Genomic DNA, 25,123 nt, shown 5'->3' on the forward strand with positions numbered 1-25,123 from the left:
TCCTCCTGAACGATCGGGCGGCCCGCCACGTACGCAGCTATGCGAAGCCGCGCACAAGGTACGCGGCCTTGATCCAATCTGTCACTTGGCCGGAGGGTGAGCGGTGGCCCTGAACCACACATACGACGCGAGGCTTTTGCAGCAGGAGACGACCGTGGGAGCGGGCGTGCAGATCCTGTTGCTGGCCTTGTTGGGCTCGGCGATCGGGATGGGCCCGGCGGGCTGGCTGACGGGCCTGGCGTTCGCGCTCGCCACCTGGGCGGTCCTGACCCGCGCCGTGCTCCGCTCGCGTCTGCGGTCGTTCGGCCTGGCCAACCGGGTGACGCTGGGACGCGCGACGCTGGTCGGCGGCGTCACGGCCCTGGTCGCGGACTCCTTCGAGAGCTCGCCCCCGATCACGCTCTTCGTCGGGCTGACGGCGGTGGCCCTGATCCTCGACGGCGTGGACGGCAAGGTGGCCCGGCACACGGGCACGTCGTCGGCGCTGGGGGCACGGTTCGACATGGAGGTCGACGCGTTCCTGATCCTGGTGCTGAGCGTGTACGTGTCGATGTCGCTGGGTCCCTGGGTCCTGCTGATCGGGGCGATGCGGTACGTGTTCGTGGCGGCGGCGCGGGCGATGCCGTGGCTGAACGGGGAGTTGCCGCCGAGCACGGCGCGCAAGACGGTGGCGGCGCTGCAAGGGGTCGTGCTGCTGGTGGCGGGGGCCGGGATTCTCCCGCAGGCGGTGACACTCGGGGCGGTGGCGCTGGCTCTGGGGTCGCTGGTGTGGTCGTTCGGGCGGGACATCGGGTGGCTTTGGCGGACGAACGCCCGTACGGCGTGACCCGGGGACGGCGGCCCGGCCCGAGGATCGGCGCCCGCGGCCCTCTCGGGTTTTCCGCCGGGCGCATACCGCGGACCACGGCGTTCACGACGGTCGGGACGGCCCCGCCCGGTTGCGGGCGGAGCCGTCGTCATGGCTAGCGGACCGGTGTCCGCCGGGACGCCGTGCTCAGTGCCGGGGCGTAGCCGGCGGGCCGGGTGGTGAAGGTTCCCCGGCCCCGGGTGCGGCCGCGCAGCCGGGTCGCGTAGCCGAACAGCTCGGCCAGCGGCACGGTGGCCGTGATCACCGACGCGCCCGCTCGCGTCGTCGAGTCCGAGACCCGGCCGCGCCGCGCCGCCAGGTCACCGAGTACCGCGCCCACGGCGTCGTCGGGCGCGGTGACCGTCACTTCCGCCACCGGTTCCAGAAGGAGCATCGCGCTGGCGCGCAGTGCCTCCCGGAGCGCGAACCGGCCCGCCGTCCGGAACGCCATCTCGGAGGAGTCCTTCGGATGGGTCGCTCCATCGGTCAGGACGACTCTCAGCCCGGTCACCGGGTGACCGCCGAGCGGGCCCTCGGCCAGGGCGTCCCGGCAGCCGGCCGCCACCGCCCGGACGTACTCCTGCGGCACCCGCCCGCCGACGACGGCCGAGCGGAACTCGAAGCCCCCGTGGCCGCCGTCGGCGGCGGACTCCAGCGGCTCCACGTCGAGGACGACATGGGCGAACTGGCCGGCGCCGCCGTCCTGTTTGACATGGCGGTACACGAGCCCGGACACGCCGCGGGCGACCGTCTCCCGGTAGGCGACCCTCGGCCGGCCGACATTGACGGCCGTTCCCCGGTCGCGCCGGATCTTCTCCACCGCCACCTCCAGATGCAGCTCGCCCATGCCCGACAGCACGGTCTGGCCGGTCTCGGGGTCGGTCCGCACCACCAGCGAGGGATCCTCCTCGGCCAGGCGCGCCAGCGCCGAGGCCAAGCGGTCGGTGTCGGTGCTGCTGCGCGCCTCGACCGCGACGGAGACGACGGGATCGGCGACGGTCGGCGGTTCGAGGACCAAGGGAGCCGCGGGTGCGCACAGGGTCGACCCGGCGCGGGCGGTCTTCGGCCCGACGACGGCCACGATGTCCCCGGCGACCGCCCGGTCCAGCTCCGTGTGACGGTCGGCCTGGACACGCAGAATCCGGCCGATCCGCTCGCTGCGCCGCGCGCCGGTGTCCAGCACGGTCTCTCCTTTCCCGATCGTTCCCGAGTACACACGCAGATACGTCAGCCGCCCTGTCGCGGTCGCGGTCACCTTGAACACCAGGGCCGCGAACGGCGCCGCCGGGTCGGCGGCCCGTTCCCGCACCGCGCCGTCCTCGGTGCCGCGTACGGCCGGTACGTCCAGCGGCGAGGGCAGGTAGGCCACGGCGGCAGCCAGCAGCGGTTCGATGCCGCGATTGCGGTAGGCGGAGCCGCAGAGCACGACCACGCCGTCCCCGGTACGGGTCAGGTCGCGCAGCGCGCGGGTGAGGGTCTGTGCGGAGACCGTCGCCTGCGCGCAGAACTCCTCCAGCGCGACGGGATGGAGTTCCGCCACCGCTTCCTCCAGCTGCCGTCGGCGCCGGTCCGCTTCGTCCCGCAGGGCGTCCGGCACCGGCCCCTCCTCGACGGTGTCCCGCCCGTCGGCCCAGAGCAGCGACCTCATGCGCACCAGATCCACCACTCCCCTGAACCCGTCCTGGGTGCCGATCGGCAACTGGACGACGAGCGGGGCCGGATGCAGCCGCTGCCGGATCGACTCGACCGCCGTGTCGAGGTCCGCACCGGCGCGGTCCAGCTTGTTGACGAAGGCGATCCGGGGCACCCCGTGGCGATCGGCCTGCCGCCATACGGACTCGCTCTGCGGCTCGACGCCCGCGACGGCGTCGAACACCGCGATCGCGCCGTCGAGTACGCGCAGGGAGCGCTCCACCTCGTCGGAGAAGTCGACATGCCCGGGGGTGTCGATCAGATTGATCCGGTGGCCGTCCCAGTCGCAGCTCACCGCCGCCGCGAAGATGGTGATCCCGCGGTCGCGTTCCTGGGGATCGAAGTCGGTGACGGTCGTGCCGTCATGGACCTCGCCGCGTTTGTGGGTGGCGCCGGTGAGATAGAGGATCCGCTCGGTGACGGTGGTCTTCCCCGCGTCGACGTGGGCGAGGATGCCCAGGTTACGGACGGCGGTCAGGGGGCTGTTGGGGTGACGGTGCGAGTCGGTACGCACGGCGCATGGCCTTTCGGGACGGTCGGGAACGACCAGGTGATCCAGAACGGGGCAGCGCGATTTCCGGGCGACACGGGCCTGCTCGGCTCGCCGACGGGCGGCCGGCACACAGGAGTTGTCGCGTGCGAGGGGCCCGGCGAGGTCAGGTGTTCGTCACGGACATCCGGTGGCGGCCGCGCAGCCGGCACCGGGCGGACGAAGACACGAGGATCACCTCGTACTGCGACCGGGGAACGACGACAGCGATGCGGTACCGCACGGCCGGGCTCCCCTCACTCGTCATGGCGCACGCCGCGACGTGTTGTCGGCGGCGCGCGGTTCGTGGCGAGTGTAGGGAACCCGGCGTGCGCGGGGCACCGGGTTTTTCTCCACGTCAGTGGCGCGCGCTCGGCGTGACGACTCCCGGTCCCACGCCTGACGTCGCGTCAGGAGCACATGTGACCCTCGTCGTTCACTTCTTCTGCTCGACGCGCACCCAGTCCACCTCCGCCTGCACTCCCCCGGCCGCGACCTTGTCGACGCTGGTCTGCGGCAGGCCCCAGTAGGGGCTGGTGACCTGGTTCCAGCCCGCCGGGTACGCGCCGCCGAGGGCGAGGTTGAGGATGACGTACTGGTTGTGGTCGTAGACCCACTGTCCGCGGGTCGATTCGAGCTTGTTGCGGGTCGTCTCCTGCACGAGACGGTCGTCGACCGTGAAGCGCATCGTGGTCGGCGTCCACTCCACCGCGTAGGTGTGCCAGTGGTCGGCCGTGCCGCCCCCCGGGTATGTCTGGCGGGCGCCTATGTTGCCGTCCGCCGAGTAGCCGGGGCCGTGCAGGGCGGAGCTCGTCCAGTCCGAGTAGCCGATGTTCTCCATGATGTCGGTCTCACCGGAGGCGGGCCAGGACACGGACGGATCGTCCACGTTGCTGCCCAGCAGCCAGAACGCGGGCCAGAAGCCGTCGCCGACCGGCAGTTTCATACGGGCGCTGACCCTTCCGTACGTGAAGTCGAACCTGGTGTTGGTGTCGACGCGTCCGGAGGTGAAGTCGTAGGTGCCGCCTCCCGCCCGGGTGCAGCCCTTGCAGTACTTGGCCCGCAGGACCAGGTTCCCGTTCTCGGTGCGGACGTTGTCGGTGGAGTCCACGTACGCCTGCGACTCGCCGTTGACCGAGCCCATCTCGGTGCCGGTGCGCACGACACGCCACTTGGAGCGGTCGAGGGCGGCCGTGGTGAAGTCGTCGAAGAACGCGGTCTGGTACGTGCCCGACTGCTCGCCCGGGAGTGCGGGATAGGCCGCGGAGGCGCTGCCGCCGGTGCCCCAGACCTGGAACTCGTAGAGGGAGTAGCCGAATTGGGCCGTGGCGGGTGCGGGGTTGTAGAAGGAGCGGCGCTCCTTGCCGAGCATCCGTACATAGCGGCCGGTGGCGGGCTGCGACAGCGTCACCGTGTCGTGCCGGCCCGTCGCGTCGCCGGGTGACTTGACGTCCGCGCGGCGGGCGGCGATCTCGGCGGCGGTCGGCTGGTGGACCGTACGCCAGGTGCGGTTGTCGTCCGAGACCTGGATCTGGTAGTCGACGGCGTAGGCCGCCTCCCAGTACAGGTCGACGGTGTCGATCCGCGAGGTCGCGCCCAGGTCCACCGAGACCCAGCGGTCGGCGTTCCAGTCGCTGGACCATCTGCTCGCGTCGTCCTTGAAGTTGGCGGGCCATCCGCCGTCGGTGACGAAGGCGGGTGAATTGCCGGCGTGCTGGTAGAAGTTGGAGTAGGCCGGGTGGTTGAGGGCGAGGTTGGTGCGGGTCGTCGACGCGGGGGCGGGTTCACCGCCGTAGACCTTGAAGGAGTAGAGGGAGTAGCCGTAGGGCGTGGCGCGTTCGACGCCGCGCATCCGGACGTAGCGGCCCGTCACCTCCTGTGGGTAGGTGTGCGCGGTGACGGAACCTCCGGTGCCGGCGGTCTCGGTGTAGAAGGGGGCCCAGTCGGTGCCGTTCTTCGACACCTCCAGGACGTATCTCTTGCCGTACGCGGTCTCCCAGTCGAGGACGACTCTGTCGATGCGGAGGGTGGTGCCGAGGTCGAGGCGGATCCACGCGTCGTCGGCGAAATTGCTGGACCAGCGCGTCGAGGCGTTGCCGTCGAAGGCGAGGCCGGGCGCGGTGCCGCCGTTCTCGCTGCCGGAGGCGGTGACCGCGGCCGGGTTCGCGGCGTAGGCGGCGGCCGCCCGGTCGGCGTCCCAGGCCGCGGCGGCGGTGGCGGTGGCTTGCGGTACGGGCGCGGCGAGCGCCGGGCCCGTGGACAGCAGCGCCACCGACGCGACGGTGGCGAGGGCGGTCAGCAGCGTGCGGGGGGTACGGGATGGCATACGGCTCTCCTCGGCGAGGTGTGGGGTGCCCGTGCCGTGCTGTGCTGTGCCGGTGTGCTGACGTGCTTGTAGTGATGTCCCTGTGTGATGTGTCTGCGAGCTGATGTGCCTGCGTGCTGATGTGCCCGTGCGTGATGTGCCCGTGTGCCCTCGTACGCCGGTGGGCGCGGGCTCCCGCGCCCGCGCCCACCGCGGGGCCGCGCGTCAGGCGGCCCGGCGCGCCCGGCCCCGGTGGGTGCGGACGATGTCCGCGTAGCGATGGCCGGTTCCCTTGATCGTCCGGACCTGGGTGCGGTAGTCGACGTGGACCAGGCCGAAGCGCTTGTCGTAGCCGTACGCCCACTCGAAGTTGTCGAGCAGCGACCACGCGAAGTAGCCGGCCAGCGGCGCGCCCTTGCGGGCCGCGGAGGCGCACGCGGCCAGGTGGCGTACGAGGTAGTCCTGGCGTTCGGGGTCGTCGACGGTGCCGTCGGGGCGTACCACGTCGGGGAAGGCGGAGCCGTTCTCGGTGACGTACAGCTTGCGGGGCCCGTACTCGTGGGTGAGGCGCAGCAGCAGGGTCTCGATGCCGGTGGCGTCGATCTCCCAGTCCATGCCGGTGCGCGGGACGCCGAGCCGGCGGACCGAGCGGACACGCGGAGCCGGTCCGGTGGGGTCGTCGGCGACGGTGGCCGGGAAGTAGTAGTTCAGGCCCAGCCAGTCGAGCGGCGCGGCGATCGTCGCCAGGTCTCCCGGCTGCTCGGGCAGTTCGACGCCGTACACCTCGCGCATGTCGGCCGGGAAGCCGCGGCCGTGGACCGGGTCCAGCCACCAGCGGTTGACGTGGCCGTCCATGCGGCGCGCCGCCGCGACGTCCTCGGGGCGGTCGCTGGCGGCATGGATGGTGGAGAGGTTGTTGACGATGCCGACCTCGGCGGCCGGGGCCGCGGCGCGGATCGCCTGGGCGGCCAGGCCGTGCCCGAGGAGCAGGTGGTACGAGGCCCGGATCGCGGCGGTCAGGTCGGTGAGGCCGGGGGCCATCTTGCCTTCGAGGTGGCCGATCCAGGCGGAGCAGAGAGGTTCGTTGAGGGTGGCCCAGTGGGTGACGCGGTCGCCCAGGCGTTCGGCGACGACCGCTGCGTACGCGGCGAAGTGCTCGGCGGTCGCCCGTTCGGGCCAGCCGCCGCGGTCCTGGAGGACCTGGGGCAGGTCCCAGTGGTAGAGGGTGACGGACGGGGTGATGCCCGCTTCCAGCAGACCGTCGACCAACTCGTCGTAGAAGGCGAGGCCCTTGGCGTTCACCGGCCCGTCGCCGCCCGGGATCACCCGCGGCCAGGCGACGGAGAGCCGGTAGGCGTTGGTGCCGAGTTGCTTCATCAGCCCGATGTCCTCGCGCCAGCGGTGGTAGTGGTCGCAGGCGACGTCGCCGTGGTCGTTGTTGTCGATCTTGCCGGGGGTGTGCGAGAAGGTGTCCCAGATCGACGGCGAGCGGCCGTCCTCGGCGACGGCTCCCTCGATCTGGTACGCCGCTGTGGCCGTACCCCACAGGAAGTCGTGCGGGAGTGCGGCGAGGTCGATGGTCACAGGATTCCCTTCGGAATGGGGGGAGTCGGTCACTTGACGGCTCCGGCCGTCAGCCCGGCGACGAGATAGCGCTGGAGGAGCAGGAAGCCCGCGACCACGGGAACGCTGACGACGAGCGAGGCGGCCATGATCTGGTTCCAGTACACGTTGTTGAGCGTGGAGTAGCCCTGGAGTCCGACGGCGAGCGTGCGGGTGGTGTCGTTGGTCATCACCGACGCGAACAGCACCTCGCCCCAGGCGGTCATGAAGGCGTAGACGGCGACCGCGACGATGCCGGGGATCGCGGCCGGCACGACGACCCGCAACAGCGCGCCGAGCGGTCCGCAGCCGTCCACCAGCGCCGCCTCGTCCAGATCGCGCGGCACCGAGTCGAAGTACCCGATCAGCATCCAGATCGAGAACGGCAGCGAGAAGGTGAGATACGTCAGGATCAGCCCGCCGCGCGAGCCGAACAGGGCGATGCCGGTGGAGTTGCCGATGTTGACGTAGATCAGGAACAGCGGCAGCAGGAAGAGGATGCCGGGGAACATCTGGGTGGACAGCACGGTGACCGTGAAAACGCGCTTGCCCCGGAAGTCGTAACGGCTGACGGCGTACGCGGCGAAGACCGCGATCACCACCGAGCAGACCGTCGCGGCGCCCGCCACGATCAGCGAGTTCACGAAGTACCGCGCGAGCGGGACCGTGGACCAGATGTCGATGTACGGGCGGATCGTCAGGCTGCTCGGCAGCCACCGGAACTTCCCCGAGACGTCCGCGAGCGGCTTCAGGGAGCTGGAGACCATGACGTACACCGGCAGCAGGACGAAGCCGGTGAGCAGGGTGAGGAAGATCCGGCGGGACCAGAGGAAGGACCGGGGCGGAGCCATCGGCGAGCGGGCCGTCGAAGAGGTGCTAGACATCGGCCGTCTTCCTTCCTCGGGAGGTCAGCAGGAGGTAGACGCCCGTCACGACGAGCAGGAAGAGCAGCAGCAGGACGGACATGGCGGAGCCGGTGCCGAAGTTCCAGGTGACGAACGACGCCTGGTAGATGTGGACCGAGATGAGGTCCGCGGCCTCCGGCGCCGTCCTGCCGAACAGGACGTACGGCGTGTTGAAGTCGTTGAACGTCCACAGGAACAGGACCAGGACCAGGACCTGGTTGACCGGGCGCAGTGACGGCAGGGTGATGCGGCGGATCTGCTGCCACAGGCCGGCCCCGTCGAGGGCGGCCGCCTCGTACAGCTCGCCCGGGATGTTCTGCAGGCCGGCCATGACGATGAGGAAGGCGAACGGCCAGCCCTTCCACACGGACACGGTGAGCAGCGCGACGAAGCTGTTGTCGCCGATGAGCCAGAAGGACGGCTTGTCGGTGAGGTGCAACTGGTCGTGCAGGACGTGGTTCACCAGGCCGTTGTCGTGCTGGAACATGAAGACCCAGGTGATGACGGCCGCGTACACGGGCAGCGCGTACGGGACGAGGAACAGGGCGCGCAGCAGGCCGCGGCCGCGGAAGGTGTCCTGCATGTAGATCGCGGCCGCCGTGCCGATCAGCCAGCACAGGCCGACGGACAGCAGGGTGAAGGCGATGGTGACGAGGAACGAGTGGAGCAGCGCCTCACCGACGGGCGCGTCGAAGTCCACCGACACCTGGTAGTTGTCGAGGCCGGACCAGGGCGCGGTGCCCCAGTCGCGGATGTAGAACTGCGTGAGCTCCTTGAAGCTCATCACGATGCCGATGACCATCGGCACCAGGTGGACCAGGAGTTCGAGGAGCAGGGCGGGCAGAAGCAGCAGGTAGGGCAGTCCGATGCGCTTGATCCGCCCGGTGCGGCGCGGGCCGCGCGCCGCACCGGGGGAGTTCTTGCGCACCGTCCGCTCGCCGGACTCGGCGGAGGCGGTCGTGGTGGTCATGACGGTCTCTGCACTCACTTCTTCGGCATCTGCTGCTGGGCCTTCTCGAGCTTGGCCTTCACCGACGCCGTGGTCACCGCGCGTCCGGCGGCCGCGTCGGCGAACAGTTCCTTGACGGCCGTACCGATGGCCGTCTCGAACTGGGACTCGTCGGCGACCTGCGGAAGCGCGACGGCGCTCTTGGCGAGGGTGTCCTTCAGGACCGCGTTCGCCGGGGTGTTGAAGGCGGCGTCCGCTTGGGCGGTCTTGACCGGCGGGATCGTGCTGTACGCCGTGTTGAGGATCTTCTGCTCCGCGTCGCCGGTCATGAACTTCACGAACTTCGTGGCGCCGTCGAGGTTGTGGGTGTTCTTGAAGACGGCCATGTTGATGCCCGCGACCATCGAGTTGACGTTGGTGCCGCTTCCCGGGGTGCCGGACTGCACGGGCATCGGAGCGATGCCGTACGCGTCGTCGCTCATGCCCTGCGACTTGAGGTTGGAGGACGCGGACTGCCACAGCAGCATCGCGTTCTTGCCCTTGGCGAAGTCGCTCACGGACTGGTTCTGCGCGTACTCGGCGTTGCCGGGCGCGATGATCTTGTCCTTCGCCATCAGGTCGACGTACTGCTTGACCGCCGTGACCGCGCCGTCGGAGGTGAAGTCGGGCTTGCCGTCGGCGGTGAAGAAGTCGGCGCCGTGCTGCTTGGCGAAGACGAAGGTGTGGTGGATGTTCTCGGACGGGTTCGAGCCCTCGGCTCCGAGGCCCCATGTGCCGCCCTTGGAGAGCTTCTTGCCGTCGGCGATCAGCTCGTCCCAGGTGGCCGGCGGCTTGGCGATGCCCGCGTCGGCGAACAACTTCTTGTTGTAGTAGAGCGCGTACGCCATCGAGTACAGCGGCACCGCGGCCGGGTCCTTGCCCTGGGCGCCGGTCGAGCCGAGGGCCGAGTCGACGAACCGGTCCTTGCCGCCGATCTTGTCGAAGTTCTTGGCGTCCCACGGCAGCAGCGCCCCGGTGGCCTGGAGGGAGGCGCTCCAGGTGTTGCCGATGTTCAGCACGTCGGGGCCCTGGCCCGACGTGGTCGCGGTCAGGATCCGGTTGAGCAGATCCGACCAGGGCACGACCTCCAACTTCACCTTGATGCCCGTCTGCTCCTCGAACTTGTCGAGTTCGGGCTGGAGGACCTTTTTGTCCACCGCGATGCTGGCGCCCTGGTTGGAGGCCCAGTACGTGAGCGTCTTGGGCGAGTCGTTGGATCCCCCGCCGGTCGACGAACCGCCTCCGCAGGCCGAGGCGGCAAGGGCGAGAGACATGGTGACGGCGCCTACGGCCGCGGCTCGGATGCTGCGCATGGCTCCAGGTGTCCCTTTCCGGGAGTCGAGAACCCGAGGCAGCTCCGGAACGACACCCCGTTCGACTTCCGAAGCCCCTCATGGCTTAATTTAGAACGTGAGTTAAACCTCGAGAGAAAGAAGCGTCAAGAGATCCGGCACGGGTATCTTGCCGAGCGACGTAGGAAAATCAGGAGGTCAGGTGGCAGCGCGCAACGGCCGGACGGTCCATGACCTGCGACGGGAGAACCGCACCGCCGTTCTACAACGGTTGTATTTCGACGGACCGATGAGCCGCCACTCGCTCGCGCCCGCGACCGGGCTGAGTTCGGGTTCCATCAGCAACGTCGTCGCCGAACTGCTGGCCGACGGTCTGGTGGAGGAGGCGGGCAGCGTCGGCTCCGACGGCGGCCGCCCGCGCACCCTGCTGCGCGTCGTCCCCGGCAGCGGGCACATGATCGGCGTGGACGTCGGCGAGACCCGGGTGCGCGTGGAGCTGTTCGACCTCTCCCTGGCGGAACTCGCCCGCACCGAACGCCCGTTGGCGCACAAGGGCCGGCAGGCGTACGACGTGGGCGTCATCGTCGGTCACATCCGCGACGGCGTCGCCGAGGTCCTCGCGGCAGCCGGGATCACCGCCGGCGAACTCCTCGGCGTCGGCATCGGCGTGCCCGGCATCGTCGAGCGTTCCGGCGAGGGCGGCGCGGTCGTCCACGGTCAGACGATCGGCTGGGACGCCGTCCCGCTGGAGCACATGCTGCGCCTGTCGGGTCAACTCCCCGAGCATGTGCCGTACTTCATCGACAACGGCGCCAAGACGCTGGGCCAGGCGGAGATGTGGTTCGGCGCCGGACGCGGCGCGCACAACGCCGTGGTGGTGCTCTTCGGATCCGGTGTCGGCGCCTGCGTGGTCACGGACGAGGTGGAGCACGGCCGGGCGGTCGAATGGGGCCACCTCACCGTACGGGTGCAGGGGCGGCGGTGCCGCTGCGGGGCGCTGGGCTGCCTGGAGGCGTACGCGGGCGCCGAGGCGCTCCTCGCGCGCTGGCAGGAGGCGGGCGGGCAGCCGCCGTACGACACCGACGAGGAGACCGCGCTGACGGCGATGCTGGCGGCGGCCTATCCCGAGGACGGCCGTGCGCCGGACCCGGTGGCGGCGGCCGTCCTCGCCGAGACCGCGGAGTATCTGGGCGCGGGCCTGTCCGACCTGATCAACCTCTTCCAGCCCGAACGCATCCTCGTCGGCGGCTGGGCCGGCCTCCAACTCGGCTCGCGGTTCCTGGAGTCGGTACGCACCCACGCCCTCGCCTACGCACTGCGGTACCCCGCCGGACGCGTCGGCATCGAGCTGGGCAGGCTCGGGCCGGACGCGGTGACCGTGGGCGCCGCGATCCTGCCGCTCGCCGACTTCTTCGCCCACGGCGGCCGCCGCGCACCCGCACCCGACGCACCCGTGCCGTCTCCTGCGTGGCGTACGTCGCTGGACGGGCGCCTGGCGTAACGCGCTGGGCGGGCGTATGTCGCTGGGCGGGCGCCTGACGCAACGCGCAGACCGAACGAACGCCGCTGGGCGCGCAGCCTGACGCAACGCACCGGATCAGCGGCTTCTTTCGCGCACCTCTTGAACACAAGGATCGCGGTACCGGATGCGCCGCACACCTCTCATTACCTGCCCAACTAGCCCCAAATGACCGCCGGTTGACGGTTATTCTTCAACAACACGCGGGACTCCGGTCCCAACTCTTGACGCGTCGTTCACGCGGATGAAGCATTCAACGGCGAGAGAGCGCTCCCTCCTCCCCCTCGTCGTTCATTTCCTGAACCAGGAGAGTGCCCGCATGTCCCCTGCCCCCACAGGTTCTTCGGCGGAGCGGCCTTCCATAGCCCGCCGGACGGTGCTCGGCGCCGCTGCCGCCGCCGCTTCCGCGCCCGCGCTGCTCGGCCTGTCCACGCCGGCCTCCGCCGCCCCCTCCTCCGCCGCCCCGCGCGCCCTGCCGGGCGGTGGCGACCTCGGCCCGAACGTCATCGTCTTCGACCCGTCCACGTCCGGCATCCAGGCCAAGCTGGACGAGGTGTTCCGGCAGCAGGAATCGGCGCAGTTCGGGACCGGCCGCTACGCCCTGCTGTTCAAGCCGGGCACCTACAACGGGCTCAACGCCCAGCTCGGCTTCTACACGTCCATCGCGGGCCTCGGACTGTCCCCCGACGACACGACGATCAACGGCGATGTCACCGTCGACGCGGGCTGGTTCAACGGCAACGCCACCCAGAACTTCTGGCGTTCGGCGGAGAACCTCGCACTGGTCCCCGTCAACGGCACCAACCGGTGGGCCGTCGCGCAGGCGGCGCCGTTCCGGCGCATGCACGTCCGCGGCGGCCTCAACCTCTCCCCCAACGGCTACGGCTGGGCGAGCGGCGGCTACATCGCGGACAGCCGCATCGACGGCCAGGTCGGACCGTACTCGCAGCAGCAGTGGTACACCCGCGACAGCGCGATCGGCAGCTGGCTCAACGGCGTCTGGAACATGGTGTTCTCCGGCGTCGAGGGCGCGCCGGCACAGAGCTTCCCGAACCCGGTGTACACCACGCTGAACACCACCCCCGTCTCCCGGGAGAAGCCGTTCCTGTATCTGAGCGGCAGTGAGTACCGGGTCTTCCTGCCGGAGAAGCGGACCAACGCCCGGGGCGTGACCTGGGGCAACGGCACACCAAGAGGCACCTCGCTGCCCCTGTCCCAGTTCTACGTCGCCAAGCCGGGTGTCTCCGCGGCCACCCTCAACCAGGCGCTCACACAGGGACTCCACCTGCTGCTGACCCCGGGGATCTACCACGTGGACCAGCCGATCCAGGTGAACCGCGCGGGCACCGTCGTCCTCGGCCTCGGTTACGCCACGCTGATCCCCGACAACGGCGTCACGGCGCTGAAGGTCGCGGACGTCGACGGCGTACGGCTGGCCGGCTTCCTCATCGACGCCGGCCCGGTCAACTCCGCCACCCTGCTGGAGGTCGGGCCGCGGGGCGCGAGCACGGACCACTCCGCCAACCCGACCACCGTGCAGGACGTGTTCGTCCGCATCGGCGGGGCGGGCGCGGGCAAGGCCACCACCAGCATGGTGATCAACAGCCGCCACACGATCGTCGACCACACCTGGATCTGGCGCGCCGACCACGGGACCGGCGTCGGCTGGGACACGAACCGGGCCGACTACGGCATCGTCGTCAACGGCGACGACGTGCTGGCCACGGGCCTGTTCGTGGAGCACTTCAACAAGTACGACGTCCAGTGGTACGGGCAGCGGGGCCGCACCATCTTCTTCCAGAACGAGAAGGCGTACGACGCCCCGAACCAGGCCGCGATCCAGAACGGCTCCGTCAAGGGCTACGCCGCCTACAAGGTCGGCGACGCGGTGACCACGCACGAAGGCTGGGGACTCGGCAGCTACTGCTACTACAACGTCAACCCGTCCATCGTGCAGCACCACGGCTTCTCCGCCCCGAACACACCGGGCGTCAAGTTCCACGACCTGCTGGTCGTCTCGCTCGGCGGCCAGGGCCAGTACGAGCGCGTCATCAACGAGACGGGTGCGCCGACGTCGGGCACGTCGACCATACCGTCGACGGTGGTGTCGTATCCCTGATGCCGCCGCGCCGTGTGCGGGCCGGGTCCGTCCCCGGCCCGCACACGAGGCGATCAGCAGGTGGGCACGCCGGGCAGCCAGGCCGGGCCCTTGATGTAGATGTTCGTCAGCCAGGAGCCGTCGGTGAGCTTGGACCAGGCGTCGTTGGTGTAGCCGTCGGCCGTCACCTCCTGGGCATGGGCCTGGCACACCACGTTGACCGTGGTCGGCTGCGCGAAGTAGTCGACCACACCGGCGTTGACGTGGGGTTCGCTGTGCGTGCGCACTCCGGTTCCCCAGGTCTGGAACGCCTTGCTGCCGCTGGTGGGCGGCGGCGTGGTGCTGCCGCCGCAGTCCGGCACGCCGGGCAGCTCGGCCGGGCCCTTGATGTAGACGTTCGTCAGCCACGAGCCGTCGGCCAGTCTGGACCAGATGTCGTTGGTGTAGCCCTCCGCGGTGACGGTCTCGGCGTGCTGCTGGCACTGGACCGAGACCTGGGTCGGACCGGCGAAGGTGTCGACGACGGAGGCGCTCACGCTCGGCGTGGAGTGGGTGCGCACACTGGTGCCCCAGGTCTCGAAGGTCGTACCGCCGTTCGCGGGCGGCGGCGGAACGGTGCCCGAGGGGTTGATCCGGATCGCTCCCGCGTAGTCGCCGCCGGTGCGGGCGGGGGCGACCCTGATGTGGGTGCCCGACTCGTACGCCTCGACCATCTGCCCGCCGCCCAGATACATGGCGACGTGATGGATGTGACCGCTCCCCCAGAACATCAGGTCACCGGGCAGCAGCGGACCGGTTCCCTGCCCCGCCGAGAAGCGGGCGGAGGCCTGCGAGCTGTGGAACTGGTCGTTGGACGTGCCGTTGAGCAGGTCCTTGCCGGTCGCCCGGTAGTACGCGTAACGGACCAGGCCCGAGCAGTCGAAGCCCTTGCGCTCGCCGTCGTGGAGGCTGTCCGGGTCCACGCCGTCGTAGTAGCCGTACGTGGCGCCGGGCGTGGCGCCGTGGCCACCGCCCCAGCTGTACCAGACGCCGATCTGGGCGCAGGCGGCATCGACGGCCGCCTGCGCCGTGGCCGAGGCACCCGGCGCCAGCACACCGCAGGTGGCGTCCCGGGCCGCGGCGGGTGGGACGGAGACGGCCGCCTGGGCCGTGGAGGGAAGGAACGCGGTGAGGGCCACCGCCACGGCGGTCACGACCGCCCGGCCGATGACCCGGCGCATGGTGCTGATCTTCAAGGAGTACATCCTTTGTCGACGGTGCGTCACCGAGGAAACCGGTGACGGAAGGTGGCGATATGCGCGAGAGAGGAGTGACCCACGTCACTTTCTGGAATTCGGATGGTCCATGCCCGTGCCGCGCCCCCTCCCCTGCAAGGGGCGCGGCACGGGCGGCTCTTCACGGGAGACGGCGTCGTCGCCCTCTGTTCCGCAGGCGCCGAGCGCGGCGCGCATCTTGGCCAGCGCCCGCATCCGGTTGCGCTGGACGGTGCCGCGGTGGGCGCCGAGCCGCTCACCGGCCGTGTCGTGGCTGAGGCCCTCCAGGTCGATGAGGATCACCGCGGCCGCCTCCTTCGGCGACAGCACGCGCAGCAGCGCGAGAGCCGTGGCGGACGCCTCGTACGAACCGAGGCCGCCGTCCCAGCCCGCCTCGGGCAGCCGGTCCGTGGTGCGCTCGCGGCGGGAGGGGTGCACCCATGAGTCGCGGAGCAGGTTGAAGGCGACGGCGCAGGTGTACGCGTACGGGTGCTGCTGACGTGCCAGGGTCTGTGCGCGGGCCCGGCGCGAGAGCCGCAGGTAGGTCTCCTGCAACAGATCGTCGGCATCGTGCGCGTTGCCGGTCATCGCCAGCAGCCGCCGGCGCAGCCGCGGCATGGCTTCGGTGAAGGACGCGTCGAACTCCCGCGGGCTCATACGGTCGCCCTGGTACGGGACCGCCGCACACGTGACGTCGCTGGTCTCCATGCTTCTTCTCCCCGTTCTTTCCGCTGTGCGGTTGATCTGGTTCGCCTGTGCTCGCGCTCCCGGCGTCGCCTTGTGCTCGCGCACCCCCCGGCTGGTCGCGCCTGCCGGTGCGCGGCACGTCATGCCGTCGGTGTCGAGCCGCCCGCCCGGAGCCCGGGCGGCGCGGTGGGGCCGTAGCGGGCGGCGGGCGCCCGGCGCAGCAGGGCCCAGTACCGGTCGCCGTACGACCAGTGCCACCACTCGGTGGGGTAGTTGACGAACCCGACCGCCGTGAGGGCCCTGTCCATCACGGCCCGGTTGGCGCGTGCCTCGACGCTGATGTTCGGAGCCGCGGTGCGGCAGGCGCCTTCGCTTTCCTCCGGGGTGGCGTTGACCTCCGTGCCGAGCGGCAGCTCCGTGCCGTCCGCACCGCACAGCGTCAGATCCACGGCTCCGCCGCTGACATGCGGTGCGACCTCCGGCGGCGATATGTACGCGCTCGTCAGCTCACGGATCCGGTCGGGCGCCTCGTCCGGGTGGGCCGCGCGCATCGTCGCCGCGTACTCCTCGAAGTAGCGTCGCTGGAGCTGCGGCGGCCGGTACCCCTCCAGCACCAGGAACCGGACCCCGGTGGGCAGCAACCGCTGTGCCTGGAGGAGCCGCCGCAGTGCGCCGGCCCGCAGATGGGCGTAACTGCCGTCGTGGTCCGCCTGTCGCGCGTCGAGTCGCAGCTCGGCGACCTCACGCAGATCGACCAGTGGTTCACCGCATTCGTCCTCGGCGACGCCGGCGACTCGGGCGTCCGAGAGCGGGATGATTTCTGTCACGCGACGAGCGTGGCCCAGGGCCCTGCAATTGCTCTGCAGGTTCTCTGCAAGGAGCGGGACAGGGCATCTCCAGAGGGCCGAGGCGGCACGTCAACGGCGGGACGGCCCGCGGACGGTCCTGGGGCTCACCTCGTCCTACACGCCTTTGTCCGCGCGCTCCCGCGCCTCCCGGCTGTCCAGCGCGCGGAAGGTCTCCAGCGCCTGCGCGCGGGCTGCCCGCGCCGCCTGTTCGTCGCGCGCGACGCCGACACCTCGGCCAGGTCCCAGGCCGTACGGGCCCCCCACAGCGGAAGGTCCAACGCCTCCCAGGCCGCCAGCGCCCGCTCCAGTGGCTCCCGCGCGCGCTCGGTCTCGCCGGCCGCCAGACACCACTCACCCAGGGTGCGCAGCACGAGTGCCTCACCGAACCGGTCCTGGCGCTCGCGGGCCACCTCCAGACACCGGCCGAGCCGCTCGCGTGCCTTCTCCAGGTGGCCCCGGCGCAGCTCCACCTTGGCCAACGACTGCTCGGTGTACATCACGCCGAAGGTGTCCTGGAGACCGACGAAGATCCGCAGCGCCTCGTGCAGCAGCCGCTCGGCGTCCGCCCACGCGCCGTCCGCCCGACGGCACAGGGCCAGCGAACGCAGGGTGAGGGCCTCGCCGTGCCGGTCGGACGCGGTGCGGTACAGACCGAGAGCCCCCGACAGGGCCTCCCAGGCCTGCGCCCCACGCCCCTGCTCACGGTGCACGTAGCCGATTCCGTACAGCACGCGCGCCCTGGCGCCGACGTCGTCGGTCTGCTCGTACCGCTCCAGTGCGGAACTCAGCAGCTGCAACGCCTCCGCGAAGCGGGCCTGTTCGCGTCGCGCGGAGCCCATTCCGGCGAGGGAGAGGGCCGCCCCTCGCGGCACGTCGCCGCGCTCGTCGAACAGGCGCAGCGCGTCGGCGAAGTAGGCGTACGACTCCTCGAACTTGTCCTGTTCGTAGCGCAGTTGACCGAGGCCCGTGAGCAGCCACGCCTCGCCCTCGGTGTCCCCGCCGCGGCGTACCGCCTCGAGGGCCGCGGCGTGCGAGCGCGACCAGGCGTCGAACTGGTTGTACAGCACGGCCGAACTCGCTATCAGCGCACCGGCGAGATCCCGGGCCGCACGGGCCATCCCTTGGTCGGCGCAGTGGACCACGGCCGCCAGCAGACAGGCCTGCTCGGCGGCGAACCAGGCCGCGGGCCGGTCCAGCAGTCCCTCTTCCGTCTCCTGGTCGAGCAGTCGTAAGGTCCCCGGCTCGGGAAAGTACCGGGCCGCTCCCCCGGGCCCCCGGGCCGCCGCTCCCTTGGCCAGCCCCAGCCAGCAGGCCACCAGCCGCAGCACCGCCGCGGCACCGCCGCGGCACGCTCTTCGGCGCTCTCCTCGGACAGACATCGTTCCCGGGCGTGCTCGCGGGCGAGGTCGTGGATGCGGTAGCGGTTGCGGCCGGTCCCGTCCACGCCGAGCACATCGATGAAGTGGCAGTCCACCAACCGCTCGACGGCTTCCTCGGCCTCCTCCGTTCCTATGTCCAGCAGGGGTGCGGCGATCCACGCGGCGAAGTCGGGCAGCTCCATCAGCGCCAGCCGGCGCAGTGCCCGACGCTCCTGCGGATCGAGGTCCGCGTAACCCAGTTCGAGACTGGTACGTAACTCCAAATCCCCCGCGCGCAGTTCGTTGAGCCGTCGCCGCTCGTCACGCAGCCGCCCCGCGAGGCGGCCGGGAGCCCAGTGCGGGCGCGCCGCGAGCCGGGCACCGGCGATGCGTACCGCCAGCGGCAGCCGTCCGCACAGGGTGACGATCTCCGCCACCTGGTCCGGCTCGGACCGCGTCCGCTCCTCCCCTGCCACCCGCTTCAGCAGTTGCAGCGCCTCCGGCTCGTCCGGCACGGTCAGATCCAGATGTGCCGCGCCCTCCAGCGCCACCAGCCGTCGTCGGCTGGTGACCAGGACCGCGGAACCGGGGCCGGGCGGCAACAGCGGCCGCAGATGCGTCTCTCCCGCCGCGTTGTCGAGGATCAGCAGGATGCGCCGGTGTGCGACGTGTGTGCGGTACAGCCCGGTCAGGTCGTCGATTCCGTTCGGCGACGTCTCCGGATCGATGCCCATGGCCCGCAGCAGTCTGGCGAGCGCGTCGGCGGGCTGCAACGGCGCGGTGTCCGAGGCGCGCAGGTCCACGAACAGCCTGCCGTCGGGGAAGAGTTCGGCGGTCCGGTGGCCGACGTGCACGGCGAGGGCGGTCTTGCCCATCCCCGAGCGTCCGGAGATCACCCCGATCGGCGGAGCGGTCCTGGTGGTGTTGTTGACTCCGTGGAGCAGCGAGGTGGCCCAGGCGATCTGCTCCGTCCGTCCCACGAAGTCAGCCACGTCGGGGGGCAGATGGGATGGGGCGGGGGCGGGCCGGCCGGTCGGCTCGGGGCCGAACCTGGTGGGGGCGGCGATCCGGTGCGTGCTGTCCTGGGCGTACGGGATTCGGGGAGGGGCCGAGGAGGTTGCGGCCGGTCCTGCCGCGACGGCCTTGGCCTTCCGGCCGGCGCCGACGCCGGTCCCGAGGCCGGTGCGGACGCCGGTCCCGAGGCCGGTGCCGGTGCCGGTGCCGGTTCCCAGCCGCTCGCTGTCGTTGGTCAGCACAGCCTGGTGCAGGGCGCGCAGCTCGGGCCCGGCGTCGATGCCCAGTTCGCGACGGAGGACCTCACGTCCCTCCTGGTACGTGCGCAGTGCGTCAGAGATCCGGCCGGTACGGAACAGCGCGGTCATCAACTGTCCGCGCGGTCGCTCCCGGAGCGGATGGGCGGCGACATGCGCGAGGAGGGGTGCGATCGTCTCGTCCTCGCGTCCGAGCGCCAAACGCAGACCGAAGGACTCCTCCTGGGCCACCAGCCGCAGCTCCGCCAGCCGGGCGGCCTCGATCCGCGCGAAGGACTGGCCGAGCCCTTCGAGTGCCTCCTGCCCGCGCCACAGACTCAAGGCGTCGGACAGGATGTCGGCGGCCTCGCCCGGACGGTCGCGCGCGGCCGAACTCCGGCCCAGCGCGAGGAGTTCCTCGAAACGGCGGGCGTCGACCTGTGAGGGACTGAAGTCGGCGACATACCCAGGCGGCCGGGTCCGGATCACCGGAGCCTCGCTGACCCGTGCGAGCGCTCGGCGCACGGCGGAGACATGAGTGGCGACCAGCGCGGTGGCGGTGGCGGGCACCTGCTCGTCCCAGACGAAATCCACCAGTCGCTCGGTGGAGAGCACTTCGCCGAGATGGACGGTCAACGCGGCAAGCACGGCAAGGGGTCTGGCCCCGCCGAGCGGCGCCCGCCGGTTCCCCTGCCACACCTCCACCGGACCGAGCAGACGCACTTCGAACATCGTTCCCCGATCGCCGCATCGTCCGTCCCGCGGATGCAGGACAACGATATCGGCGAACGCCGACAGGACATGCCGAACTCCGGACCGCCCTGTCCGGTTCTAGACGGTCCGGCCCACCGGGCCGACCCCTGCTCAAAGCCTGGCGTCCGGGACATGTTCCGCAGTCGACCGCACTCCTTCTCCGGCGTCACTTGGCTGATTTCGGCGACACGGGCGGCGCCGCTCATGGGGAAGACGACAGGCGCGAGCCCGTTTGTATGACCGCGGGGACAGACCCGTCGTATGACCGCGGGTGCGAAGAAGATTCCCGCGTACGGCGAGTCATACGGAGGCACGGCTCGAGGCGTCAACGGCCCGACAGCATCACGCCGGACCGGTTGAAGCCCAGGGGGTATCTCGATGAAGCGCACCGACGCCCGGCACGGGAGGGCCGCAAGCCCGGCTGCCGCCCGTGACACAGCCGCCCCGCGGAGGCGATCGAGGCCGGGTCGGAGCGGTGTCTCTGTGCTCGCCGCGATGTGCGCGGTCGCCTCCCTCGCCCTGACCGGCTGCACACGGGACACCGACCGGCCCCACCCCACCTCCCCGGTCGCGAAAGCCGAACGCACCCGGCAGAGCCCGGAACTCACCTACGCCGAGGACCTGCGGATCTCGGACGCCGAACAGCACTTGGTCAAGCAGTGCATGGCGAGGCACGGTTACCGCTTCTGGGAGGAGCGGACGCTGACCCTGGAGGAGAGCCGGCCGGTCGGCTACGTCCAGGACGACGTCCGCTGGGCCCGCACACACGGGTACGGCAGCCGGATCATGGCGAAGGAGGACCGCGCCCGGCTCCGCAACCCCAATCTCGCCTACCGCGCGTCCCTTCCCACCGCCCGGCAGTCGACGTACGACACCGCGCTGGACGGCGGCCGGACAGCCACGCTGCTGAAGATCGAGGCACCCGGCGGCGGCACGATCACCAAGCGGTCCGGCGGCTGCACGGGCGAGGCCGAGAAGAAGCTGTACGGCGACCCGAAGACGTGGTTCCGGGCCGACTCGACCGTCAGCAACCTGCGCCCTCTGTACGTGGGCAAGCTGCTGCGCGACCAGGAGTTCAGCGGCGCGGTGAGGGACTGGTCACGCTGCATGCGGCGCGCCGGCCACCCCTACCGCGACCCGAACGAGGCACGTCAGGCGATGCGCGAGCACGGCACGCGACAGACCCGGGCCGCGGAGGCCAGGACGTTCGCGGCCGAGACCCGGACCGCGACCGCCGACGCCGGCTGCGCCCGCGCCGCCTCACTCAAGTCCATCGGCAAGGAACGCGAGGCCCACTACGTCGGCGAGTTGTCGGCCGAGTACGGGGACGCCCTCGACACCTACCGCCGTCTGAAGCGGGCCGCTCTCGCCCACGCCGAACAGATCGTCCCGGCACGAGCCTGACCTGCCCTGACCTGCCCTGACCTGCCGGGCCGCGAACCACCGTCAGCACCACCGGCACCGTCAGCACCACCGACACCGGCACCGGCCCTGCCCCGGCCGCCGTGCCCGGCCGGCCTGCCCACCCGTGATCTCCGTGGCTCACTCGCCACGGCTCCCTGTCCGCGACGACGCTCGCGGCTCACTCCCCGTGACGACCGTCACGGATCCACAGCGCCTCCGACGCGAGGCAGAACGGGAATCCATCATGCGCAAGCTGAGCATCGCCCTCGCCACGCTGGGCCTCGCGGCCCTCGGCCTCGCCGTCCCGGCCACCGCCCACGCGAGCGCCGGCTGCGACGCGAAGTGGCCGGGCCGTGACGGCAACGTACGTGCCTGGAAGGACGCGGACTGCCAGGGCGAACTCCTCGGCGTCACGCCCGGCAGCGACCCCAACTGGGGTGACGGCGCCGGCCCCTTCCAAGGCAGTGACGTCAATGTCGCGTCGTCGGTCATGAACAGCGGTTACGTCGGCGGCAAGGACGTCGTCGCCTTCTACTACCTGACGAACTACAACGACACGAGCTACGGCTGCCTCAAGCCGGGCGAACTGTACGTCGACAACCTGGGCCGCAACCACTTCACCAACGGCGCCAACATGAACGACAACATCATGTCCCACACCTGGGTGGCCGCGAGCGCCTGCGCCCCGGGCTCATTCATCGGCTGAGCGTCCCCGGTTCCGGTCACGTGCCCGTCGGTGTCGCGCCGACGGGCCATGGCGTACCTCTTCCTTGCCTCGTCGGACCGGCAGAATGATCAAGGCATGACATATTTGATGAAATCAGATCAAGTCGACGAGGTGGTCGCGAACCGAGGCCTGTCCTTCGCCTTGGAGTCGCGGCCGTGGATGGCGACAGGCTGCCGGGTGACCTCCACGCAACTGTCACCCTGGGAACCGGGGAGCTCTGCGGGACGCCCACAGTGCAGGACGATGAGCACCAGGGCGCTTTGAAGGTGTTCGTGGAGGACAGCCACCCCCTGACCTCTTCGTTACGTGGACGCCCAGTCCCTTGTCCTTGGTTAGGCTGCGCAGCCGCGGTCGACGGGCAATGCCCTGGGGCGGGAGGACCCGTAACGCTGCAGACGGCGCGCAACTTTTTCAACTGGGCTGTGCGATAGGGTTACTTCACGCTGCGCGCCTTCCCGGAGGGTATGAGAGCGGAGTTCAGTGGCCAGTCCCTCGGCCGTGACTGACGAGTGGTTTCCACTGCGTGGCTTCATGTGGTGTGAGAGCGGATGCCCGGTAGGGCTGTCCCTGCCATTCCAAGCTCACTGCCAAGGAGTGGTCACGTATGAACCCTGTCGAGTACAAGCCCGCGCGTCGCATCTGGTTTCGTAAGATCCTGATCGACGTCGCTGCTGGCATTGTCACCAACCTTGTGTTGGCGGCGCTGGTGGCGGTAGTGCGCCTGCTCTTCTGAGACGGGCAAGTGGCGGGCCCGGTGAGCCCGCCACTCTCCTCTGCTTCGAAGGTTCCCGCCCTCTCAGAACAGTGTTTTCTGACCCGGCTGCCCCTTGTCTCGCCGATTGCGTGAACGGTTCCGCCCTCCGCGCCGCGGGCGGGGAAGATGCGGTACGCGTGCCTCAGGGGGTAGGTTTTCCCAGGTGGGGCGCAGGCCGTGAATCTGGACGTTGCCCACCAGATCCTTGAGGTAGACGCGCGTCTCCTCGTCCGTGGAGTAGAGCACGGTCGCGCGGCTGGCACGGGTCATCAGCACGTGGTAGGCATGGCGGACGAGCCGCGCGAAGCCCCCATCGTCGACGCTGCTCGCCCGCACCTTCGGATCAAACGACCCCGGCACCGCTACGCGCTTGACGCCCGCCTCCAGGTCCTTGCGCTCCTTGCCGCGCCGAAATACCCACTTGCCGTCACGGCGCACCATGTCGTCACCCATGATCACGCCGCACCAGTCCCATTCAAGTCCCTGCGCGGTGTACACGCAGCCGATCTGTTCGAGGCCGTCCTGGTGCACCGACCAGATCTTCGAAGGCGGAGCACCGTTCTCGCAGAAGCTCTCACTGTCAGCGTTCCACGGACGGTGCCAGTCGCCGATACGGACGTCAGCCTCGAGCCGCTTCTCCTTGCCCAGGGGCTTGGTCCAAGGCCAGCAGTAACCCGCAACCATACGCGCTGAGGCGCCGGCGAGGGCTTCCGAGCGGATGACCTGCTCGAGTTCCTCGGGGCTGTCTGCCACCTCGATATGCATCAGCCCGTCCGGCGTCCACTGTTCCGCTACGTCGTCCGTCACACCGAGTACGGCTCGCACCCATCGGATGTAGGCATCGCTGCCTCCGCACCGGAACTGCTCGCGGAGCCTGTAGCGGACCAGTTCGGCGTCGTGCCGCTTGGCTGCATTCTCGATCAGCTCGACGTTGCCGACTTCGTTCGGCCGCACGGACTGGCTCTCGTCCAGGAAGAACACGGTCAGACGGGACGCTTCGAGCAGTTCATCCACCTGGGGCTTTGTGCCTTGCTGCTCGGGCCGCCAGAAGCGGCTGGTCGAGCGGTCCCGCAGACGATGCGCCTCATCACAGAGCAATACATCCAAAGGGGGCTCGGGTGGAGTCACGAAACTACTGAAGTAGGTGAAGCTCTCCCTGAACTCCCGGTCTCCGTAGCCGACATGCTCCTGGATCGCGCCGTTGAAGGCCCGGCTGCCGCTGGCGTACTTGACTGTTCGCCCATTGGCTTCGAGTTCCGCCTTGACCTGCAAACCGATGGCGCTCTTGCCCGTACCGGCACCACCCGTCACCAGGAAGACGACCCGTCTCTCGTCCGGCATGAGAGCCGGCTGATTCGGGTCTCCGAGGACAAGGGAAGTCGTGCCAAGGATCTGGTCGGCGACCTCCTGCTGGCGCCCACGCAGGGTGAACACTGTGTCCTCTCCACGCGACCTGATCATGGCGTCGAGCAGTGGCGTGTTCCGCAACTGCATGCTGCGGAGCAGCGTCTCGGCCGCGGAGGCGCCGCCGTCCTCGGCGAAGTGCTTGCGCAGGTCCGACATCAGCCGTCCGCGGCCGTCGTTCGTGTACATCCGGGCGTAAGCGCCGGTAGGCGCATCGAGGTCCATCAACGGCTTCACGGACGCGTCCGTCGCGTTGTGCAGGTACGCGAAGCCTCCACACTCGAAGTCGAGTCCGCTCAGCGGCCCTCTGGCACCGGTGAAGGCGTCGAAGTACTCCCGCAACTGCACCGCCGGATGCTTCTTCTCGCCCATCCCCGGTACATGCACCAACTCTGCTGTGGCCGCTTCCACCCTGGTCACCATCGACCAGCGCTTCAGCTCGACAAGCTGCACCGAGAGGCCGCGCGTGTACGGATGATGGCCGATCAAGACGACGTCGATGAGACGGGGAGCACCCGGGCGGTCGGACTCGTCGACCGTCGCCGCACACTCCACGATCATTTCCACATTTCCCCGGTTGGCCGCCACCAGATCCTTGGCGAGATCGACCAGGCTCTCCGCCCAGGCGGAACGCTCGGAGAGCGAGGCATCCGATCCGCGGAAGTGTTTCCACCTGGCGGCCAGGTGGGGCACCATGCGGCGCCGTGAGTTCAGGGCGAGCAGATCCTGCGCCGATAACTTCAGCAGGAGCATGGACACGAGGTGTTCCCCCAGGGCACGAGTGACTCGTGCGGGTGGGGGCATGTCCATGTGGGGAAGCCCGTCGGGCCGCAACCGGTACGGGTGATCCTAGGGAACCGCTGCAGACTCCGAGGACGGGAACCGGCTGTCGGCTTGATCGACGAGCA

General features: G+C 70.0%; 19 protein-coding genes. 6 read left to right on the forward strand and 13 right to left on the reverse strand.

Annotation, left to right across the window (positions count from 1 at the left end):
- Positions 1–103 precede the first annotated feature (103 nt).
- Positions 104–826 carry a CDP-alcohol phosphatidyltransferase family protein gene (locus GTY58_RS09485; RefSeq protein ID WP_010983237.1) on the forward strand — a complete coding sequence of 241 codons (723 nt, stop codon included), beginning with the start codon at positions 104–106 and terminating at the stop codon, positions 824–826.
- Positions 827–962: 136 nt separating this feature from the next.
- Here GTY58_RS09485 and fusA read toward each other — a convergent pair whose 3' ends face one another.
- From fusA to GTY58_RS09515, 6 genes are all read right to left on the reverse strand, one after another.
- On the reverse strand, positions 963–3,053 hold the full coding sequence (gene fusA, locus GTY58_RS09490; RefSeq protein ID WP_010983238.1) for an elongation factor G: 2,091 nt from the start codon (positions 3,051–3,053) through the stop codon (positions 963–965).
- Between the two features lie 451 nt (positions 3,054–3,504).
- On the reverse strand, positions 3,505–5,394 hold the full coding sequence (locus GTY58_RS09495) for a discoidin domain-containing protein (RefSeq protein WP_010983239.1): 1,890 nt from the start codon (positions 5,392–5,394) through the stop codon (positions 3,505–3,507).
- 204 nt (positions 5,395–5,598) lie between these two features.
- The gene (locus GTY58_RS09500) at positions 5,599–6,957 is read right to left on the reverse strand and encodes a GH1 family beta-glucosidase (protein WP_010983240.1); all 1,359 of its coding nucleotides are present in this window, start codon (positions 6,955–6,957) and stop codon (positions 5,599–5,601) included.
- Between the two features lie 29 nt (positions 6,958–6,986).
- Positions 6,987–7,826, reverse strand: coding sequence for a carbohydrate ABC transporter permease (locus tag GTY58_RS09505; protein WP_037647397.1), 840 nt, complete (start codon positions 7,824–7,826; stop codon positions 6,987–6,989).
- 25 nt (positions 7,827–7,851) lie between these two features.
- On the reverse strand, positions 7,852–8,850 hold the full coding sequence (locus GTY58_RS09510) for a sugar ABC transporter permease (RefSeq protein ID WP_010983242.1): 999 nt from the start codon (positions 8,848–8,850) through the stop codon (positions 7,852–7,854).
- Between the two features lie 14 nt (positions 8,851–8,864).
- The gene (locus GTY58_RS09515) at positions 8,865–10,181 is read right to left on the reverse strand and encodes a sugar ABC transporter substrate-binding protein (RefSeq protein WP_010983243.1); all 1,317 of its coding nucleotides are present in this window, start codon (positions 10,179–10,181) and stop codon (positions 8,865–8,867) included.
- Between the two features lie 181 nt (positions 10,182–10,362).
- On the opposite strand from GTY58_RS09515, the gene GTY58_RS09520 reads away from it, so the two are divergent.
- Both GTY58_RS09520 and GTY58_RS09525 read left to right on the forward strand, forming a co-directional pair.
- Entirely contained in the window at positions 10,363–11,661 is a 1,299-nt protein-coding gene (locus GTY58_RS09520) for an ROK family transcriptional regulator (protein ID WP_010983244.1), read from the forward strand.
- A gap of 337 nt (positions 11,662–11,998) precedes the next feature.
- Positions 11,999–13,798 (forward strand): hypothetical protein, encoded by a 1,800-nt coding sequence (locus GTY58_RS09525; RefSeq protein ID WP_010983245.1) that lies wholly within the window; start codon positions 11,999–12,001, stop codon positions 13,796–13,798.
- A 53-nt stretch (positions 13,799–13,851) separates the two neighbouring features.
- On the opposite strand, the gene GTY58_RS09530 is transcribed toward GTY58_RS09525, so the two are convergent.
- The 5 genes from GTY58_RS09530 to GTY58_RS09545 all read right to left on the reverse strand — a co-directional run bounded on the left by GTY58_RS09530 (position 13,852) and on the right by GTY58_RS09545 (position 19,905).
- Complete coding sequence (locus GTY58_RS09530; RefSeq protein ID WP_037647394.1) at positions 13,852–15,021, reverse strand: NlpC/P60 family protein; 1,170 nt, start codon at positions 15,019–15,021, stop codon at positions 13,852–13,854.
- 75 nt (positions 15,022–15,096) lie between these two features.
- The gene (locus GTY58_RS09535) at positions 15,097–15,738 is read right to left on the reverse strand and encodes an RNA polymerase sigma factor (protein WP_010983247.1); all 642 of its coding nucleotides are present in this window, start codon (positions 15,736–15,738) and stop codon (positions 15,097–15,099) included.
- A 119-nt stretch (positions 15,739–15,857) separates the two neighbouring features.
- Positions 15,858–16,544, reverse strand: coding sequence for a M15 family metallopeptidase (locus tag GTY58_RS09540; RefSeq protein ID WP_010983248.1), 687 nt, complete (start codon positions 16,542–16,544; stop codon positions 15,858–15,860).
- Between the two features lie 125 nt (positions 16,545–16,669).
- Positions 16,670–17,683: a tetratricopeptide repeat protein gene (locus GTY58_RS40560; RefSeq protein WP_237528750.1), complete on the reverse strand. Its 1,014-nt coding sequence runs from the start codon at positions 17,681–17,683 to the stop codon at positions 16,670–16,672.
- A complete protein-coding gene (locus tag GTY58_RS09545; RefSeq protein ID WP_010983250.1) occupies positions 17,647–19,905 on the reverse strand; it encodes a BTAD domain-containing putative transcriptional regulator in 2,259 nt (752 codons plus the stop codon). The genes GTY58_RS40560 and GTY58_RS09545 overlap by 37 nt, the downstream gene beginning before the upstream one ends.
- A gap of 504 nt (positions 19,906–20,409) precedes the next feature.
- Between GTY58_RS09545 and GTY58_RS09550 the strand changes: the two genes are divergently transcribed.
- Together GTY58_RS09550 and GTY58_RS09555 are read left to right on the forward strand one after the other, a co-directional pair.
- The gene (locus GTY58_RS09550; protein ID WP_242432228.1) at positions 20,410–21,330 is read left to right on the forward strand and encodes a hypothetical protein; all 921 of its coding nucleotides are present in this window, start codon (positions 20,410–20,412) and stop codon (positions 21,328–21,330) included.
- A 244-nt stretch (positions 21,331–21,574) separates the two neighbouring features.
- Positions 21,575–22,036: a hypothetical protein gene (locus GTY58_RS09555; RefSeq protein WP_010983252.1), complete on the forward strand. Its 462-nt coding sequence runs from the start codon at positions 21,575–21,577 to the stop codon at positions 22,034–22,036.
- Positions 22,037–22,155: 119 nt separating this feature from the next.
- Here the strand turns inward: GTY58_RS09555 and GTY58_RS09560 are convergent, their stop codons facing one another.
- Positions 22,156–22,344 carry a DUF397 domain-containing protein gene (locus GTY58_RS09560; RefSeq protein WP_037647387.1) on the reverse strand — a complete coding sequence of 63 codons (189 nt, stop codon included), beginning with the start codon at positions 22,342–22,344 and terminating at the stop codon, positions 22,156–22,158.
- 317 nt (positions 22,345–22,661) lie between these two features.
- On the opposite strand from GTY58_RS09560, the gene GTY58_RS40565 reads away from it, so the two are divergent.
- Positions 22,662–22,790 (forward strand): DUF6408 family protein, encoded by a 129-nt coding sequence (locus tag GTY58_RS40565; RefSeq protein ID WP_237528754.1) that lies wholly within the window; start codon positions 22,662–22,664, stop codon positions 22,788–22,790.
- Between the two features lie 63 nt (positions 22,791–22,853).
- Here the strand turns inward: GTY58_RS40565 and GTY58_RS09565 are convergent, their stop codons facing one another.
- The gene (locus GTY58_RS09565; RefSeq protein ID WP_042494306.1) at positions 22,854–24,968 is read right to left on the reverse strand and encodes a DUF2075 domain-containing protein; all 2,115 of its coding nucleotides are present in this window, start codon (positions 24,966–24,968) and stop codon (positions 22,854–22,856) included.
- Positions 24,969–25,123 lie beyond the last annotated feature (155 nt).

It is taken from the genome of Streptomyces sp. SID5469 (assembly GCF_009862865.1).
Classification (GTDB): Bacteria; Actinomycetota; Actinomycetes; order Streptomycetales; family Streptomycetaceae; genus Streptomyces; species Streptomyces avermitilis.

Bases quoted from the DNA above. Each gene is read 5' to 3' on its own strand.
- GTY58_RS09555 (WP_010983252.1), top strand. From the start codon at position 21,575: ATGCGCAAGCTGAGCATCGCCCTCGCCACGCTGGGCCTCGCGGCCCTC.
- GTY58_RS09565 (WP_042494306.1), bottom strand. From the start codon at position 24,968: ATGCTCCTGCTGAAGTTATCGGCGCAGGATCTGCTCGCCCTGAACTCA.
- GTY58_RS09515 (WP_010983243.1), bottom strand. From the start codon at position 10,181: ATGCGCAGCATCCGAGCCGCGGCCGTAGGCGCCGTCACCATGTCTCTC.
- GTY58_RS09510 (WP_010983242.1), bottom strand. From the start codon at position 8,850: ATGACCACCACGACCGCCTCCGCCGAGTCCGGCGAGCGGACGGTGCGC.
- GTY58_RS09535 (WP_010983247.1), bottom strand. From the start codon at position 15,738: ATGGAGACCAGCGACGTCACGTGTGCGGCGGTCCCGTACCAGGGCGAC.
- GTY58_RS09545 (WP_010983250.1), bottom strand. From the start codon at position 19,905: ATGTTCGAAGTGCGTCTGCTCGGTCCGGTGGAGGTGTGGCAGGGGAAC.
- GTY58_RS40560 (WP_237528750.1), bottom strand. From the start codon at position 17,683: ATGGCCCGTGCGGCCCGGGATCTCGCCGGTGCGCTGATAGCGAGTTCG.
- GTY58_RS09495 (WP_010983239.1), bottom strand. From the start codon at position 5,394: ATGCCATCCCGTACCCCCCGCACGCTGCTGACCGCCCTCGCCACCGTC.
- GTY58_RS09525 (WP_010983245.1), top strand. From the start codon at position 11,999: ATGTCCCCTGCCCCCACAGGTTCTTCGGCGGAGCGGCCTTCCATAGCC.
- GTY58_RS40565 (WP_237528754.1), top strand. From the start codon at position 22,662: ATGAACCCTGTCGAGTACAAGCCCGCGCGTCGCATCTGGTTTCGTAAG.
- GTY58_RS09505 (WP_037647397.1), bottom strand. From the start codon at position 7,826: ATGGCTCCGCCCCGGTCCTTCCTCTGGTCCCGCCGGATCTTCCTCACC.
- GTY58_RS09530 (WP_037647394.1), bottom strand. From the start codon at position 15,021: ATGTACTCCTTGAAGATCAGCACCATGCGCCGGGTCATCGGCCGGGCG.